This is a genomic window from Streptomyces sp. NBC_01451, from assembly GCF_036227485.1.
Classification (GTDB): domain Bacteria; phylum Actinomycetota; class Actinomycetes; order Streptomycetales; family Streptomycetaceae; genus Streptomyces.
Genome location: NZ_CP109479.1, coordinates 6,876,525 through 6,893,290, shown reverse-complemented (window position 1 = coordinate 6,893,290; position 16,766 = coordinate 6,876,525). Strand labels below are relative to the sequence as shown.

12 protein-coding genes and 1 pseudogene are annotated in these 16,766 nt (G+C 68.4%); 10 read left to right on the top strand and 3 right to left on the bottom strand.

The features are described from left to right. Positions 1 to 146: 146 nt before the first annotated feature. Entirely contained in the window at positions 147 to 1,148 is a 1,002-nt protein-coding gene (locus OG595_RS30260) for an ABC transporter substrate-binding protein (protein ID WP_329277444.1), read from the bottom strand. A 214-nt stretch (positions 1,149 to 1,362) separates the two neighbouring features. Next, positions 1,363 to 2,379 (bottom strand): LacI family DNA-binding transcriptional regulator, encoded by a 1,017-nt coding sequence (locus OG595_RS30255; RefSeq protein ID WP_329283341.1) that lies wholly within the window; start codon positions 2,377 to 2,379, stop codon positions 1,363 to 1,365. A gap of 505 nt (positions 2,380 to 2,884) precedes the next feature. Between OG595_RS30255 and OG595_RS30250 the strand changes: the two genes are divergently transcribed. The 8 genes and pseudogenes from OG595_RS30250 (at position 2,885) to OG595_RS30215 (ending at position 13,271) form a co-directional block, all read left to right on the top strand. Next, entirely contained in the window at positions 2,885 to 4,042 is a 1,158-nt protein-coding gene (locus OG595_RS30250; protein ID WP_329277442.1) for a mandelate racemase/muconate lactonizing enzyme family protein, read from the top strand. Beyond that, positions 4,039 to 5,043, top strand: a complete 1,005-nt coding sequence (locus OG595_RS30245) for a zinc-dependent alcohol dehydrogenase (protein WP_329277440.1) — start codon at positions 4,039 to 4,041, stop codon at positions 5,041 to 5,043. The genes OG595_RS30250 and OG595_RS30245 overlap by 4 nt, the downstream gene beginning before the upstream one ends. A gap of 157 nt (positions 5,044 to 5,200) precedes the next feature. Beyond that, complete coding sequence (locus tag OG595_RS30240) at positions 5,201 to 6,169, top strand: hypothetical protein (RefSeq protein ID WP_329277439.1); 969 nt, start codon at positions 5,201 to 5,203, stop codon at positions 6,167 to 6,169. Positions 6,170 to 6,310: 141 nt separating this feature from the next. After that, positions 6,311 to 7,423, top strand: a complete 1,113-nt coding sequence (gene chvE, locus OG595_RS30235) for a multiple monosaccharide ABC transporter substrate-binding protein (protein WP_443073181.1) — start codon at positions 6,311 to 6,313, stop codon at positions 7,421 to 7,423. Positions 7,424 to 7,455: 32 nt separating this feature from the next. Next, complete coding sequence (gene mmsA / locus OG595_RS30230; RefSeq protein ID WP_329277435.1) at positions 7,456 to 9,006, top strand: multiple monosaccharide ABC transporter ATP-binding protein; 1,551 nt, start codon at positions 7,456 to 7,458, stop codon at positions 9,004 to 9,006. Next, positions 9,003 to 10,247, top strand: a complete 1,245-nt coding sequence (mmsB, locus tag OG595_RS30225) for a multiple monosaccharide ABC transporter permease (RefSeq protein ID WP_329277434.1) — start codon at positions 9,003 to 9,005, stop codon at positions 10,245 to 10,247. The genes mmsA and mmsB overlap by 4 nt, the downstream gene beginning before the upstream one ends. Before the next feature lie 85 nt (positions 10,248 to 10,332). Continuing rightward, positions 10,333 to 11,394 (top strand): annotated as a pseudogene (locus OG595_RS30220) (aldose epimerase family protein); the annotation flags it as partial. A 188-nt stretch (positions 11,395 to 11,582) separates the two neighbouring features. Continuing rightward, positions 11,583 to 13,271, top strand: a complete 1,689-nt coding sequence (locus OG595_RS30215; RefSeq protein WP_329277431.1) for a pyridoxal phosphate-dependent aminotransferase — start codon at positions 11,583 to 11,585, stop codon at positions 13,269 to 13,271. A gap of 29 nt (positions 13,272 to 13,300) precedes the next feature. On the opposite strand, the gene OG595_RS30210 is transcribed toward OG595_RS30215, so the two are convergent. After that, on the bottom strand, positions 13,301 to 14,635 hold the full coding sequence (locus OG595_RS30210) for a DUF3500 domain-containing protein (protein ID WP_329277429.1): 1,335 nt from the start codon (positions 14,633 to 14,635) through the stop codon (positions 13,301 to 13,303). 259 nt (positions 14,636 to 14,894) lie between these two features. Here OG595_RS30210 and OG595_RS30205 point away from each other — a divergent pair, with 259 nt between their 5' ends. Then, positions 14,895 to 15,506: a hypothetical protein gene (locus OG595_RS30205; protein WP_329277427.1), complete on the top strand. Its 612-nt coding sequence runs from the start codon at positions 14,895 to 14,897 to the stop codon at positions 15,504 to 15,506. 192 nt (positions 15,507 to 15,698) lie between these two features. Then, positions 15,699 to 16,616 (top strand): hypothetical protein, encoded by a 918-nt coding sequence (locus OG595_RS30200; protein ID WP_329277425.1) that lies wholly within the window; start codon positions 15,699 to 15,701, stop codon positions 16,614 to 16,616. Positions 16,617 to 16,766 lie beyond the last annotated feature (150 nt).

Below are 16,766 nucleotides of genomic sequence, written 5' to 3'. Positions count from 1 at the left end.
CAGCGCTCCTCTTTGAATCTTGTTCAGGCCCACGGTTGTTTGGGTTGGGCCCGCGATTTCGCTCAGGCCCGCAGGGAGCCCCCAGGGCCGCCCTCCGTACGGAGGGCCGGTCGGGGCGGAGGCTCCCTGCCGATGGGTGCGGTCGGTCAGTACTTGCGGGTGGGGAGTGCGGCGGCAGCCTGGTCCTGCATGAAGTCGCCCTCCTTGGTCTTGATCCAGCGCTCGACCGTCTCGCCGTCCTTGACCTTCTTCACGACCTCCATCAGCTGGGGGCCGAGCAGCGGGTTGCACTCGACGATGGCGTTGATCTTGCCCTCGGACATGGCCACGAAGCCGTCCTTCACGCCGTCGATCGAGACGATCAGGATGTCCTTGCCGGGCTTCTTGCCGGCCGCCTCGATGGACTGGATGGCGCCGATGGCCATGTCGTCGTTGTGCGCGAACAGGACGTTGATGTCCGGGTTGGACTGGAGGAAGGCGGCCATGACCTGCTTGCCGCCGGCGCGGGTGAAGTCACCGGTCTGGCTGACGACGATCTTCCAGTCGGAGGCGTGGTCGGCGTCCAGGATCTCCTTGAAGCCCTTGGCGCGCTCGATCGCGGGGGCGGCACCGGTGGTGCCCTCCAGCTGGGCGATCTTCACGGCGCCCTTGTGGCCGGCCTTCTCCAGAACCTTCTCCAGGATCTTGCCGGCGCGGCGGCCCTCGTCCGTGAAGTCGGAGCCGACGAGGGTGACGTACAGGGATTCGTCGGAGGTCTCGACGGAGCGGTCGGTGAGGACCACGGGGATCTTCTTGGCCTTGGCCTCCTTCAGCACCGCGTCCCAGCCGGTGACGACCACCGGGGAGAACGCGATGACGTCCACGCCCTGGGTGATGTAGCTGCGGATCGCGGAGATCTGGTTCTCCTGCTTCTGCTGCGCGTCGGAGAACTTCAGGGTGTAGCCGGCCTCCTTGGCCGCCGCCTTCACCGAGTCGGTGTTGGCGCTGCGCCAGCCGCTCTCCGAGCCGACCTGGGAGAAGCCGAGAACGATCTTGCCGTCGCCGCCGGCGCTGGTGGAGCCGCCGTCGTCCTCCTTGGCGCAGGCCGCCAGGCCCGTCGCAGCCGCCACGCCGACCGCCGCAGTGAGGAAGTTTCGTCTGTTGAGCATGTGTCTTCTCCTTTGAAGAGCCGGCCCGGTGATGGGCCCGCTGTTACTCGTGGTGCTCGTTGGTACTCGTGGGGCTTCTGGTGGTGCTGGTGATGCCTTTGGTTCTTGTGGGGCTCTGTGCGACAGGTTGCGATACGTCCAACCTGTCGATCATTGTTCGAGATATCGACCACGCTGGTGGGGCGGGAACGATCGTCGAACCGGTCGGTCCCCCTCAGCCGGGAGCGGTCGCCGGCTGAGGGGCGTAGGGGAAAGTACTGGCGCGGACGAGGAGTTGGGGTTCGATGGCGACCTGGGAGGTGCCGGAGGGAGGCCGGCCCTCGATGAGGTCCAGCAGCAGGGCGATGCTCTGCTTGCCGACCGCCGAGAAGTCCTGCCGGACGGTGGTGAGCGGCGGAGCGAAGAACTCCGACTCCGGGATGTCGTCGAAGCCGACCACCGCGACGTCCTGGGGAGTGCGCACGCCCGCCTCACGCAGCGCCCACAACACCCCCAGCGCCATCTGGTCGTTGGCGACGAAGACGGCGGTCAGGCCCCGGCCCACCCAGCCGGCCAGTTCCTGGCCCGCACGATAACCCGACAGCGGACTCCAGTCCCCCCGCAGCGGCGCCGGCGGTTCGACGCCGGCCTCTTCGAGGGTCTCCCGCCAGCCGTCGGCGCGGTCCACCGCCTCCTGCCAGTTCTCGGGTCCGGCGAGGTGCCAGACCGTGCGGTGGCCGGTGGCCAGCAGATGACCGGTGGCCAGCCGCGCGCCCAGTCGCTGGTCCACGTTGACGCTGGGGATCTCCACACCGGAGCCGGTACCCACGGCCACCACCGGGAAGGGGTGGCGCAGTTCGGTGAGGGCCTCGACCGCCGACCGCTGCGGGGCGAGGGCGATCACTCCCTCCACACCGCCCTCACTGAGCCGGTGCATGGCCTCGGACAGTGTCTCGACCGTCAGTTCGCGCAGGCTGACCGTCGAGACGAGGTACCCCTCGGCACGAGCCGCCTCCTCCAGCGCGAACAGCGTGCTGGCCGGCCCGTAGAGCGTGGTGTTGGAGGCGACCACACCCAGGGTGAGGGTGCGCCGGGTCGCCAGCGCCCGTGCGGAGGAGTTGCGGCGGTAGCCCATCTCCTCGATGGCCTGGAGCACCCTGGCCCGTGTCTCCTCGCGCACATTGGGGTGGTCCCCCAGGACACGGGACACGGTCTGGTGGGACACGCCGGCCTGGCGTGCCACGTCGGCCATGGTGGGCGGCCGGACCTGCGACTGGATCGGCGAGTGTGTCACGGCTGCACCTCCCTGGCGTCTGCCTGCGGACGGGTTCTGTAAGTCCTGTAAGCCCTGTGGTGCGGGCGGTCGGCTCCGCGCCGCCGGCCTCACTCCGGGCTTCCGGAAAGCCCCGAAGCGCCGGGCGGGTAAGCAGGTTGGGGCACTGCCGACATGACGCTCGTACCTCCCTCGATGCCCTGGGGCGACGACTGGTGAATGCGGAGGTCATTGTGAGCGCTAACAATCGACGGCGGTCAAGAGGGCTGCGTCAGGGAGGTCGTCACGGTTGGATAACGCGGCAGTCGGCGGGCAGCGGGGGTGTCGGTGCGGCAATGTGGGACCGGACGGCGGCAGTCCAAAACGCGGCAAGGGTTGTTTGTTCGACCCATTGACACTCCGCCCGAAGCATCCTTACTGTCGCGACAGCATTTCGAACAAGTGACGAAATCTCGAACAGGCCACACAGGACTTAGGGAGTACCGTGCGCATCACGGGAATCAGCACGCACGTGGTCGGGACGCCGTGGCGGAACCTGACCTACGTCCAGGTGCACACCGACGAGGGACTCACCGGCGTCGGCGAGACCCGCATGCTGGGCCACACCGACGCGCTGCTCGGCTATCTGCGCGAGGCCGAGGTCAACCACATTCTCGGGTCGGACCCGTTCGCTGTCGAGGATCTGACCCGCCGCATGAAGTACGGCGACTACGGCCGCGCCGGCGAGATCGTGATGTCCGGCATCGCCGTCATCGAGATGGCGTGCTGGGACATCAAGGGCAAGGCCCTCGGGGTGCCGGTGTGGCAGCTTCTCGGCGGCAAGGTCACCGACAAGGTCAAGGCGTACGCCAACGGCTGGTACACCACCGAGCGCACGCCGGAGGCGTACCACAAGGCGGCGCAGGGCGTCATGGAGCGCGGTTACAAGGCGCTCAAGATCGACCCCTTCGGGACCGGCCACTTCGAGCTGGACCACGAGCAGAGCATGTACGCGGTCTCCCTGATCGAGGCCGTGCGGGACGCCATCGGGCCGGACTCCGAGCTGATGCTGGAGATGCACGGGCGCTTCTCCCCCGCCACCGCCATCCGCCTCGCCAACGAGCTGGCGCCCTTCAAGCCCGCGTGGCTGGAGGAGCCCTGCCCGCCGGAGAACCTGAAGGCGCTGGAGAAGGTCGCCGCCAAGGTCGACATCCCGGTGGCCACGGGTGAGCGCATCCACGACCGGATCGAGTTCCGGGAGCTCTTCGAGAGCCAGGCCGTGGACATCATCCAGCCCGACGTCGGTCACATCGGCGGCATCTGGGAGACCCGCAAGCTGGCCGCGACCGCCGAGGCGCACTACGTGCTGGTCGCGCCGCACAACGTGGGCGGGCCGGTGCTGACCGCCGCCTCGCTCCAGGTCGGGTTCACCTCGCCCAACTTCAAGATCCTCGAACACTTCAACGACTTCGCGGACGCGGACATCAAGAAGGTCGTCTCGGGCGCCCCGGAGGTCGTGGACGGCTACTTCCACCTCTCCGACAAGCCCGGCCTCGGTGTCGAGCTGGACGTGGACGCGGCGGCGGAGTTCCCGCAGCAGCAGGCCCGCTTCGACCTGTGGGCCGAGGGCTGGGAGCAGCGCAAGCCCAAGGGGACCGAGTGAGCAGCGCGGTAGTGATCGAGGCTCCGGGCGAGCACCGTCTGGTGGCGCACGAGCCTCGTCAGCCGGAGGCGGGCGAGGCCCTCGTCCGGGTCCACGCCGTCGGCATCTGCGGCAGCGACCGCGAGGTCTACCAGGGCAACCGGCCCGAGGGGTACGTCCGTTACCCCCTCACACCGGGCCACGAGTGGTCCGGGACGGTGACCGCCGTCGGGGCCGGGGTTCCTTCAACTCTCGTAGGCAGCAAGGTGGTTGGCGAGGGTTTTCGCAACTGCCAGGTGTGCGACCGCTGTCACGCGGGCGAGACCACGCTGTGCTCGGCCGGGTACGAGGAGACCGGGTTCACCGAGCCCGGCGCGATGGCCACCACGCTGACGCTGCCCGCCCGTCTGCTGCACGTTCTGCCGGACGACGCGGATCTCACGGCGGCGGCGCTGCTGGAGCCGGCCGCGTGCATCGCCGCCGCCGCGCTCAAGGCGAACGCCGTTCCGGGTGAGCGGGTCGCCGTCGTGGGCACGGGCACGCTCGGGATGTTCGCCGTTCAGTTCCTGAAGGCGGGCTCGCCGTCCGAGCTGCTCGTCGTGGGGACGCGTCCGGACCGGGCCGAGCTGTCGAAGAGGTTCGGCGCCACGGACTTCCGTACCAAGGATCAGGAACTCCCCGGCGACTTCGACGTCGTCATCGAGACCGCCGGGTCCGCGGACGCGGCGGTCACCGCCGCCGCCCTGCTGCGGCGCGGCGGCCGGCTGATCCTTACGGGGATCCCGGCGGCGGGTGCGGACGGGCTGGACCCGACGGATCTCGTCGTACGGCAGCTGGAGGTGCACACCGTGTTCGGTGCGGCGCCGGATGCCTGGGCGCACACCGTGCGGGTCTTCGGGGCCGGGCTCCTCGACCCGCTGCCGCTCGTCACGCACGAGCTGCCGCTGGAGGAGTTTCCGCAGGCCATCGAGTTGGTGGGATCCGGCGATCCGAAGGTCGGGAAGGTCCTGCTGCGGCCATGACACACCCCTGAGCCGTACGCCGGTACGGGGTACCTGACGACTCCGTACCGGCGTACACCCAAAGCCTTGTGCACCCAGAGCCGCGAACCTTGTCCGAAATACCGAACCTGCCGGACCTCGCGAACCCGCCGGACCTGCCGATCCTGAAGGACAGATTGTGACCGACACCACCGCCTCCGCAGCCCGCCGCCCCGGAGAGCAGGCGCTCGCCGCGCTCGGCCTGGACGCGCCCGCCCTCGACCCCGCCGACGCCTCTCCGCACACCTTCCCGGGTGGCGGACGCTGGCGTACCGAGGTCCCCTCCGTCGAGGGGCCCGAGGCGCTCGGCGTGGTCCTCAAGGAGTCCTCGCGGCTCGATGTGCCGATCCACCGGGTCAGCCAGGGCAGCGGTGTCTGGATGCTGACCGACGCCGAGATCACCGAGATGGTGGAGGCGACGGCCGAGCGCGACATCGAGCTCTGCCTGTTCACCGGTCCGCGCGGCACCTGGGACATCGGCGGCTCCACCCGTACCGACTCCCGGGGCGGCGGTCTGCGTGCCCGCGGTCACGACGCGGTCGCCGGGTGCGTCGAGGACGCCGTGCGCGCGACCGAGCTGGGTGTGCAGTGCCTGCTCGTCGCCGACGAGGGCGTGCTGTGGAGCCTGCACCGGGCGCGGCTGGCCGGGATCATCCCGGCGGAGACGACGCTCAAGGTGTCGGCGCTGATCGGGCCGGTGAACCCGGCCGCGTACGCCGTGTACGAGAACCTCGGCGGCGACTCGATCAACGTGCCGAGCGATCTGACGCTCGATCACCTCACCGAGATCCGGCGGGTTTCCGCCGCCCCCATGGACATGTACATCGAGGCCCCCGACGATCTCGGCGGCTACATCCGGATGTACGAGGTCGCCGAGCTGATCCGGCGCGGCGCACCGCTCTATCTGAAGTTCGGCCTGTCGAAGGCTCCCGGGATCTACCCCTACGGGAACCACATGCGTGATCTCACCCTGAACACGGCCAAGGAGCGGGTGCGGCGCGGCCGGCTCGCTCTGGACCTGCTCGCGCGGCACGGGGCGGATGGCGACATGGCGCCGCTCGGCTCGCGGCTGCCGGGCGATCTGAAGCGGTTCGAAACGCCTGCATAACGTTACGGACAACGCCCCTTCACAAAACACGACGCAGTCGAACAGACTCCGACACGACTCCTTCGGGTTCCTTACGCACCGCCGACAGGGCGCCCGAACCGCCAGACCGCTCCTGGCCTCACGACATCAAGGATGATGATCATGCGTACTCGCAGAGCCGCACTCTCCGCCATAGCCACCTCGGCCGTCCTCGCCCTCTCCCTCTCCGCCTGCGGTCAGGACAGTGAGGGTGGCAGCGACGCCGGCGGAGACAGCGCCAAGGGCGGCACCATCGGCATCGCGATGCCCACCAAGTCCTCGGAGCGCTGGATCGCCGACGGCGCCAACGTGGTCAAGGACCTGAAGGCGAAGGGCTACAAGACCACGCTGGTCTACGGCGAGGACGACCCCGACCAGCAGGTGTCGCAGATCGAGAACCTGATCACGCAGGGCGTGAAGGCGCTGATCATCGCGGCCATCGACAACAAGTCGCTGAACAACGTGCTTCAGCAGGCCGCCGACGCCAAGATCCCGGTCATCTCCTACGACCGGCTGATCCTCGGCACGAAGAACGTCGACTACTACGCGTCCTTCGACAACGAGAAGGTCGGCGAGCTCCAGGGCAACTACATCCTGGAGAAGCTCGGCCTCGCGGACGGCTCGAAGAAGGGCCCGTTCAACATCGAGCTGTTCGCCGGCTCGAACGACGACAACAACACGAAGTACTTCTTCGGCGGCGCGATGAAGGTCCTTCAGCCGTACATCGACAAGAAGCAGCTCGTCGTCAGGTCCGGCCAGACCGCGCTGACCCAGGTCACCACGCTCCGCTGGGACGGCGGCACCGCGCAGAAGCGCATGGACGACATCCTGACCGCGGCCTACAAGACCGAGCGGGTCGACGCGGTGCTCTCGCCGTACGACGGCATCTCCATCGGCATCCTGTCCTCGCTGAAGTCGGACGACTACGGCTCCAAGAACAAGCCGCTGCCGATCGTCACCGGCCAGGACGCCGAGGTCGCCTCGGTGAAGTCGATCATCGCCGACGAGCAGTCGATGACCGTCTACAAGGACACCCGCGAACTCGCCAAGGTGGCCTCGAACATGGTCGACTCGGCGCTCACCGGCAAGACCCCGGAGACCAACGACACCAAGACGTACGACAACGGTTCGAAGGTCGTCCCCGCCTACCTGCTGGTCCCGGTGAGCGTCGACAAGACGAACTACCAGAAGGTTGTCGTCGACTCGGGTTACATCAAGGAAAGCGACCTCAAGTAACCCCCGCACACCAGAGATTGGCAGGCACGACCATGGCGGGACCCGTCCTGGAAATGCGCTCTATCGTCAAGACCTTTCCCGGCGTAAAAGCGCTGTCGGACGTCACCCTGACCGTCCGTCAGGGCGAGGTCCACGCCATCTGCGGGGAGAACGGCGCCGGCAAGTCGACCTTGATGAAGGTCCTCTCCGGCGTCCACCCGCACGGAACCTACGAGGGGGACATCCTCTTCGAGGGGGAGGTCGTCTCCTTCAAGGACATCAGGGCCAGTGAGCACCGCGGCATCGTGATCATCCATCAGGAACTGGCCCTGGTGCCGTACATGTCCATCGCGGAGAACATCTTCCTCGGCAACGAGCAGGCCAGCGGTGGCGTCATCAGCTGGAACGAGACGCTGAAGCACGCGACCCGGCTGATGCGCCGGGTCGGTCTCGACGACCATCCGCAGACCCGGGTGGCCGACATCGGTGTCGGCAAGCAGCAGCTCGTGGAGATCGCGAAGGCGCTGTCGAAGGAGGTGAAGCTGCTCGTCCTGGACGAGCCGACGGCCGCCCTGAACGACGAGGACAGCGGCAAACTCGTCGACCTGATCCTGGAGTTGAAGGAACAGGGCATCACCTCCATCATCATCTCCCACAAGCTGAACGAGATCCGGAAGGTCGCCGACTCGGTGACGATCCTCCGCGACGGCCGGACCATCGAGACGCTCGATGTGAAGGCCGCGGAGACCACCGAGGAGCGGATCATCAACGGGATGATCGGCCGGGACCTCGACCACCGCTTCCCCGAGCGCACCCCGCACGACGCGGTGGCGGGCGAGGCACCGGCCCTGGAGATCCGCAACTGGACGGTCCATCACCCGATCGACCAGCAGCGCAAAGTGGTTGACGATGTGTCAATTTCCGTGCGGCGCGGGGAGATCGTGGGTATCGCGGGCCTCATGGGCGCCGGCCGCACCGAACTCGCGATGAGCGTCTTCGGGCGGACGTACGGCCGGTACGCGGGCGGCACGGTCCACAAGGACGGTGAGGAGATCCGTACGAAGACCGTCCCGCAGGCGGTCGCGCACGGCATCGCGTACGTCACCGAGGACCGTAAGCACTACGGGCTCAACCTCGACGACACCGTGGGCCGCAACATCTCGCTCAGCGCGCTGGGCAAGGTGTCCAAGCGGGGCGTCGTCGACAGCCACGAAGAGCGCAAGGTCGCCGAGGGCTTCCGCAAGTCCATGAACATCAAGGCGCCCAACGTCTTCGAAACCGTGGGCAGGCTGTCCGGCGGCAACCAGCAGAAGGTCGTCCTCAGCAAGTGGATCTTCACGGGTCCGGACGTGCTGATCATGGACGAACCGACGCGCGGTATCGACGTGGGCGCCAAGTTCGAGATCTACACGGTCATCGACAAGCTGGCCGCCGAGGGCAAGGCGGTCGTATTCATCTCCTCCGAGCTGCCGGAACTGCTCGGCATGTGCGACCGCATCTACACCATGGCCGCAGGGCGGCTGACCGGTGAGTTCTCGCGGGCGGAAGCCTCGCAGGAATCGCTGATGCGTCAGATGACGAAGGACAAAGAGGTAACGCGATGAGCACGGATGTGACCGCCAAGACGCCGGCCCCCGCGCCGGCGGGAAAGAGCGGAAGCGCCGCCGCCGACGGCCTGCTGCGGCTGCTGTTCGACGGTATGCGCCGCAACATGCGCCAGTACGGCATGCTGATCGCCCTCGGCGTGATCGTGGCCCTGTTCGCGGTGTGGACCGACGGCGACCTCCTGCTGCCGCGCAACGTCTCCAACCTGGTGCTGCAGAACAGCTACATCCTGATCCTGGCGATCGGCATGATGATCGTCATCATCGCGGGTCACATCGACCTGTCGGTCGGCTCGATCACCGCCTTCATCGGGGGTGTGGCGGCGGTACTGATGGTCAAGAACGACATTCCCTGGCCGCTCGCCGTGCTGCTGTGCCTGGCCATGGGCGCCGCCGCGGGCGCGGCACAGGGGTTCCTGATCGCCTACGCGGGCATGCCGTCGTTCATCGTGACCCTCGCCGGCATGCTGATCTTCCGCGGTCTGACCGAGGTGTTCCTGGAGGGCCAGACGCTCGGCCCGTTCCCGGAGGGCCTGCAGAAGACCGCCAACGGCTTCCTGCCCGAGGTCGGCCCGGACACCAACTATCACAACCTCACGCTGCTGCTCGGTCTCGCACTGTGCGGCTTCGTGATCCTCCAGGAGGTACGCGACCGCAAGCGGCAGTCGGAGTACTCGCTGGAGGTGCTGCCGGCCAAGCTGTTCGCGGTGAAGCTGGCGGCGCTCAGCGCGGCCGTCCTGACCTTCACGATGCTCCTGGCCAGCTACAAGGGCGCCCCGGTCGTCCTGCTCATCCTGGGCGTGCTGCTGGTCGGCTTCGGCTACATCATGCGCAACGGGGTCATCGGCCGCCACGTCTACGCCATCGGCGGCAACCTCCCGGCGGCCAAGCTGTCCGGCGTGAAGGACAAGAAGGTCACCTTCCTGGTCTTCGTGAACATGGGCATGCTCGCCGCGCTGGCGGGTCTGGTCTTCGCGGCCCGCTTCAACGCGGCCTCGCCGAAGGCCGGCCTGAACTTCGAGCTGGAGGCGATCGCGGCCTCGTTCATCGGCGGCGCGTCGATGAGCGGCGGTGTGGGCACCGTCCTCGGCGCGATCATCGGTGGTCTGGTCCTGGGCGTGCTGAACAACGGCATGAACCTCGTCGGCGTCGGCACCGACTGGCAGCAGGTCATCAAGGGCCTGGTGCTGCTGGCGGCGGTCGGGTTCGACGTCTGGAACAAGCGCAAGGTCGGTTCGTAGGCACAGCTGGTCGTGGGTCCCGCGGACAACCGTCCGCGGGACCCTTCGGCTTTTGTACGTTGTCCCGGTTTTTGTACGGTGTTGTGGGAGGCAGGAACCCGTGAAGGAACTCTTCGGCAAACTCGCCGACGGTACGGAGATCCACCGCTGGTCGCTGGAGAACGGCGGCACCCGTCTGAAGGTCCTGTCGTACGGCGGGATCGTGCAGTCCCTGGAGATCCCGGACGGCGAGGGCCGGTACGCCAACGTCTCCCTGGGCTTCGACACGGTCGAGGACTACGTCGCATCGAGCCCCTACTTCGGCGCCCTGATCGGCCGGTACGGCAACCGCATCGGCGGGGGCCGGTTCACGCTGGACGGCACGTCGTACCAACTGTCCGTCAACGACGGCGGGAACAGCCTGCACGGCGGCAGTGAGGGCTTCGACAAGGCCGTCTGGGACGTCGAGCCGTTCGCCCGGGGCACGGACGTCGGCCTGGTCCTCCGGCACACCGGCGCCGACGGCGAGATGGGCTTCCCCGGCACGCTGCGGACGAAGGTCACCTACACCCTCACCGAGGACGGCGACTGGCGCATCGACTACGAGGCGACCACCGACAAGGTCACGGTCGTCAACCTCACCAGTCACGTCTACTGGAACCTCGCCGGCGAGAACAGCGGCTCGATCAACGACCACGTGCTGGAGATCGCCGCCGCCCGCTACACCCCCGTCGACGCCGGCCTCATCCCCGCCGGTGAACCGGCCGGGGTCGCGGGCACCCCCTTCGACTTCCGGGCGGCCAAGACGGTCGGCGCGGATCTCCGGGCCGCCCACCAACAGCTGCTGTACGCCAAGGGTTTCGACCACAACTGGGTGCTCGACAAGGGCGTCACGGCCGAACCCGAGCACGTGGCCACCCTCAGGGACCCGGCGTCCGGCCGCACGCTGCGGATCGCGACCACCGAGCCCGGACTCCAGTTCTACTCGGGCAACTTCCTCGACGGCACCCTCGTCGGCACCGGCGGTGCCGTCCACCGTCAGGGCGACGCGCTGTGCCTGGAGACCCAGCACCACCCGGACTCGCCGAACCGGCCGGACTTCCCGTCCACGGTGCTGCGTCCGGGCGAGACCTACCGCACGACGACGATCCACTCGTTCGACGCGTAGCCGGTGTCACCGAGGGTCACATCAGCGACCGGGTTCACAGGAGCTTCACAATTTTCCACCGAAACCACAGCCGTTGAACAGCGCCCCACAGCCATCCGTATTCAGGGACGGCCCGTGCTCCCCCGCGCGGGCCACCCAGAGCCGGAGGACCCGTCCTCCCCAACGGGTCCGCCACATACGGAGGTTCCATGGCCGACAACGTCACCTCGCTCTTTCGCAGCACGGCGGCGCACAGCCCCTCGATGGCTGCGCTCGCGCGAGAGAGCGACGGGACCGGCCCGGTCGACTTCTGTATCCCGTGCAACCCGTACTTCCCCACCCCCGCCATGATGGACACCATGTCGGCGCGGCTGCGTGACATCATCACGTTCTACCCGAGCAGCGCCGACACGATCACCGCCGAGCTGTGCAACCTGCTCCAACTGCCGCCGCAGGCAGTGGCGATGGGCAACGGCTCGACCGAACTGATCACGTGGATCGACCACTTGCTGGTCCGCGAATCCCTCGCCGTCCCCGTCCCCACCTTCGGCCGCTGGACCGACCAGCCCATGGAGACCGGCAAGCGGGTCGACATGTTCCCGCTCCAGGAGTCCAGCGGCTTCAACCTCGACCTCGCCCAGTACGCCGAGTTCATCCGCGCGCGCGGCACCCGTGTCGCCGTCATCTGCAACCCCAACAACCCCGACGGCGGCTTCCTGCACAAGCACGCACTCGTGCAGTTCATGGACGCGATGGCCGACCTCGATCTGATCATCATCGACGAGTCGTTCCTGGAGTTCGCCGACGCGGAGGCGGAACCGAGCGTCGTGCAGGAGGCGATGATCCGCCCCAACGTGATCGTCCTGCGCAGCCTCGGCAAGAACTTCGGCCTGCACGGCATCCGCTTCGGCTACATGGTCGCCAACCCGTCGCTCGCGGGCCGCGTCCGTTCCATGCTGCCGAAGTGGAACCTCAACGCCTTCGCCGAGTACGTGGTGTTCATGCTCAAGGAGCACGGCCAGGAGTACATGCAGAGTCTCCACCAGGTGCGCCGTGACCGCCTCGACATGGCCAGCCAGCTCTCCGCGCTGCCCGGTCTGACGGTCTATCCGTCGCAGGGCAACTTCCTCTTCGTGCGCCTCCCCGTCGGCGCCGAGGGCACCGTGGTCCGGGACCGGATGCTCACCGAGCACCGCATCCTGATCCGCGAGTGCGGCAACAAGATCGGCTCGTCCAGCCGCTTCGTGCGTCTCGTGGTGCGCCCCCAGGTGGACGTACGTCGCCTGGTGTCCGGCCTGGAACAGGTGCTCTACGGGACCAGGAGGGGAGCCGCCGTACCCGAGCTGGGTTCAGGGATGAACTACAGCTCGGGCACGGCGGCGGTGGACCGGCTGGTCAGTGCCACCAACGGGGGCGGTATGCCGGGCCTTGCCGCTCAGGCCCTCGGTACCGGTATGCCGGGGCTCGCAGCAGCCGCGGCAGCCGGTACCGGCATGCCGACGCCCATGCAGGCTCCCATGCCGGCGCAGATGCCGGCCGCCATGCAGATGCCGGCGGCGATGTCCGCGCAGAGCTACGGCGGCGCGGGCCAGAGTTACGGCGGTGCGGGCATGCAGATGCAGCAGGCGCCCATGCAGCAGCAGCAACCGCAGCAGGTCCCGCAGCCCCAGATGCAGCAGCCCCAGATGCAGATGCAGCAGCCGCCGGTCCCCCAGCAGCCGCAGCCCCAGCAGATGGGCCAGCAGCAGCCCACCCCCTCCGGTGTCCCGGCCCGCAACGGCCTCACGGCCGCCCAGGTCCGCGGCACCACGGGGCCGGGCCTGGCCCCGGCCCCGGCGACGGGCTGGCCCGCCGCGCAGAGCTGGCCGAACGCGGCGGGCATGGGGCAGGCGGGCTGATCACTCGGGCCACTCCCCGGGGCCGGGGGTCAGTGGTCCTGCTCCAGGTGGAGTTTGAGCAGGTCGACGCCGTAGTCGCCCCCGTTGGGGGTCCGGACGATGGTGTGGATGTGCTGCTGCGTGGGCGTGCCTCCGGGCCCGCCCATGCCACCGCCACCGCCTCCGCTCGATGACTGGTTGCCGTACCCCAGGGGCGACTGGGCGTCGTACTCGATGAGTACGACGGGACTGTGGACCCGGTAGTAGAAAGCTGACGAATCCTTGGTCTCGCCGATCCAGTAGAAGTACGTGTCGTCGAGGTGCTCCTCCACCTCGGACATCCGTACCTCGGCGTGCGCGTCGGCCATGTTGCCGACGTAGACGCGCACCAGGTCGAGCAGCTTCTCGCGCGCGGTGTCGCTGAACCCGGCGGCGGCCAGACCCTGGTAGGCGAGCTTGAGGTTGTCCTGGCCGGCGCCGGCCTTCAGGTTGTCGCCGGCCTTGGTCTCCGAGGAGATCACCTTCGCGCGCTGGGCGTCGGTCAGCGCGCGCAGCGCGGCCAGACCGGCGGCGGTCTCCTTCTTGAAGGTGGTGATCTTCTCGCCGTTGTAGGTCGCCGAGGTCGGTTCGGAGCCCATGAAGGTCGGGGTCATGACGACCTGGTCGCCGAGCACGAAGTAGTTGATGGCGACGTGATGCCCCTCGTACTGGAACCCCCACGGCTTGGTGGTCGAGGGCGTCCCCATGAACGTGAAGAAGTAGGCGCCCTCGGTCAGGGTGTCCCGGCCACCGCCGCTGTAGTCCCCGAGGAACGCGTTGAGCTTCATGATGTTGCGGGTCTGGGTGAGCCCGTCGGCGGACAGCGCGGCACCGAGGAGCGCGTACCCGAGGTCGCGCTGCTTGTCGGTGATGTCGCCCATCCGGACGCCCTGACGCTCGTACCCGTCGACGTTGCTCCACTTCAGCCATTCGTCGTCGTCCACGTCGAACACGCAGGACTTGCGCTGGGTGCTGGACAGCCCGTCGAGGAAGGCCTGCGCGGCCTTGACGACGGCATCCGTGGAGACGTCGGTGGAGTGGATGGAGTAGAGGCCGTCGACGGTCTTCCCGTCGGTGGTGACCCCGGTGAAGTCGGCGTACTTGACCTCACTGGCCCCGGGCCCCATCCCGCCGCCGCCTCCGCCGGGCCCGCCGGAGGGCATGCCGTTCGGGGGTCCGCCGTACGAGGAGGAGGACGACGTGCTCGTACTCGCCGAGTCTGAGGAACCGGAGGAGCAGCCGGTCATGGTCGCCAGGGCGGCGACTCCGCCGGCGAGCAGCGCCTTGTTCATGAACCAGCGGCGGCTGCGCTCGGTTTCGGGGGTGCGGGGGCGGTGTTGTGACATGGGGCCACGGTGGGGGGCGAAGCTGAGGGAAAACTGAAGGCGGCGGGGAGGGTTCGGCGGAGGACCTGGCGGCGGCCGGGCCTGGTCCGATCAGTGGCCGGGCCGGGGGTTCCGGTTATTCTTGGTCCTCGACCTCCCGGATCCCCCACAGCACCGTCGAAGCGGCTGAGTGCGCGCCGCACGTCCTGCTCCGACGGTCACCGGGGCCGGGGCCTGCGCGCACGACCGGGCCGCACCGGCCCAGAAAGCGAGGACCCTGATGGCGGAGGTCTCGGCGGGCAATCCGTGCCCGTTCCTGCGTGCCCTGGTCGCACACGACTACCTGGACGATGGTGTGGTGCCGCTGCCCATGGCGGCCGGCACGATCGTGCGGGTCGCCGCCGCGGGCGAAGGCGAATCCGACCTGCCGGACAAGGCGGTACGGCTGATCGCCCTGCTCGCCAACGGGATCGGCCCCGCCCAACTGGCCCGTAACGCCCGGCAGGGCGTACAGCTGAACGCGCTGCGGGACGGCCCTCTGGACAAGCACGGGGCAGGCTCGCGCATCCTCGATGTGAAGGCCCGGGTCGACGAGAGCGAACTCGACCGGCTGGACACCTTCGCCAGCGACAAGCAACGGCCCGACGGCGGCACCGAGCGCGGCCTCGACCTCGCCGAGATCACCCGCTACATGGAGGCGAACTACGAGCGCGCCCGGGGCCACCGCCGACGCATCGACCGCAAACTCATGAACGGGGAGTTCCCGCAACTCCTGAGGGTGATCGGCCGCGACGGCCCCCAGGGTCGCTATCTGTCCCTCGCCGACGTCCGCCGCCTGTGCGTCGAGCAGAAACTTCCCCAGCGGATGCTGGACCGCCTCGAACAGCGCTGAGGCAGCGGGCGCGGCCCGTCTGCCGGCACTCCGGGACACGGCTTCGACGCCCCGGACCAGGTCCGTGAGCCTCGCGGCCCTGCTCCTCCGGTGACAGCGGGGCCATCGATGTCACCCCCGCGACAGCCCCTTTCGAACGTAAACCGGGTCCGGCGCGTCACAGTCCCGACGGCATCAGCTCCGGGGGGACCCATGCGTACGCACACCACTCGCACCACGAACCGACTCGCCCTCGTTCTCACCCTCACCACCGCCCTGTTCGCGGCCGGTTGCGGCGGTGAGAAGGCGGAGGACGGCAGCAGCGCCCCGAAGCCCACCGCGTCCAAGGACAGCCCCGCACCGTCGGACAGCCGTGCCCGGCAGGTCGCCGACGCCTGGGACGGTTCCAAGGCCGCCGAGGCGTATCGCACCGGCTACTACCCCCTGGGCGAAGCGACTGCGCCGCCCGGCGACGGTTTCCACAGCGACGACGACAAGTCGGCCTACATACTGGAGAACTACGAACTGCGCGGCGAACTCCCCACCAATGCGCCCGCGGAGGGGAAGGTGAAGTGGGCGGGCGGAGAGTCGCTCACCCTGCCCCTTGTGGACGCGAGGCGGGCGTACACCGCCCTGGACCGTGTCGACAGCCCGGAGGATCCTCAACTCACGGTGACCAGCGTTGAGTTGGGTGAGATGTCGATCGCCACCAGTCGTGGCCCGGCGACCGTGCCGGCCTGGCTGTTCACGCTGGAGGGGTACGACGAGCCGCTCAGGCGCGCCGCCTTCGAACCGTCGAAGCTCCCGAAGCCTCCGATCGGGAGGGCGGCGGGGGGCCGGACGACGCGCGACGGACTTGAGGAACTGGGCCGGTTGATCGAGGTGTCCGAGGACGGCCGTTCCGTCACCGTCATGGCATTCCACGGGTCCTGCGAGGACGACCCCGTCGTGGACGCGCTGGAGACCGACGGCAGTGTGGTGCTGTCGGCGTCGAGCGCCGGGGGCACCCCGGGCGAGATCTGTGATGCCGCCCTGCGCGGCGAGCGGGTGACCGTGAAGCTGGACCGTCCCCTGGGTGACCGCGTCCTCCTGGACGCGTTCATGGGCCGACCCCTGTCGAACGAGTGGTAGGGAAACGCACCCCTCGCCCCGCGGACCTCCTGCCCCGCAGCCCCCACGCCTCTCACCTCACTTGTCTCACAAGCGACTTGACGCGTCGTCACTTTGCCGAATTCCCAGCCGATCGACAGCACATCGACAGCAAACCCCACTACCTTGCCG

Excerpts from the sequence above, each read along its gene's own strand:
- OG595_RS30260 (WP_329277444.1), bottom strand. The coding sequence starts at position 1,148 with ATGCTCAACAGACGAAACTTCCTCACTGCGGCGGTCGGCGTGGCGGCT.
- OG595_RS30255 (WP_329283341.1), bottom strand. The coding sequence starts at position 2,379 with ATGGCCGACGTGGCACGCCAGGCCGGCGTGTCCCACCAGACCGTGTCC.
- chvE (WP_443073181.1), top strand. The coding sequence starts at position 6,311 with ATGCGTACTCGCAGAGCCGCACTCTCCGCCATAGCCACCTCGGCCGTC.
- mmsA (WP_329277435.1), top strand. The coding sequence starts at position 7,456 with ATGGCGGGACCCGTCCTGGAAATGCGCTCTATCGTCAAGACCTTTCCC.
- mmsB (WP_329277434.1), top strand. The coding sequence starts at position 9,003 with ATGAGCACGGATGTGACCGCCAAGACGCCGGCCCCCGCGCCGGCGGGA.
- OG595_RS30215 (WP_329277431.1), top strand. The coding sequence starts at position 11,583 with ATGGCCGACAACGTCACCTCGCTCTTTCGCAGCACGGCGGCGCACAGC.
- OG595_RS30210 (WP_329277429.1), bottom strand. The coding sequence starts at position 14,635 with ATGTCACAACACCGCCCCCGCACCCCCGAAACCGAGCGCAGCCGCCGC.
- OG595_RS30205 (WP_329277427.1), top strand. The coding sequence starts at position 14,895 with ATGGCGGAGGTCTCGGCGGGCAATCCGTGCCCGTTCCTGCGTGCCCTG.
- OG595_RS30200 (WP_329277425.1), top strand. The coding sequence starts at position 15,699 with ATGCGTACGCACACCACTCGCACCACGAACCGACTCGCCCTCGTTCTC.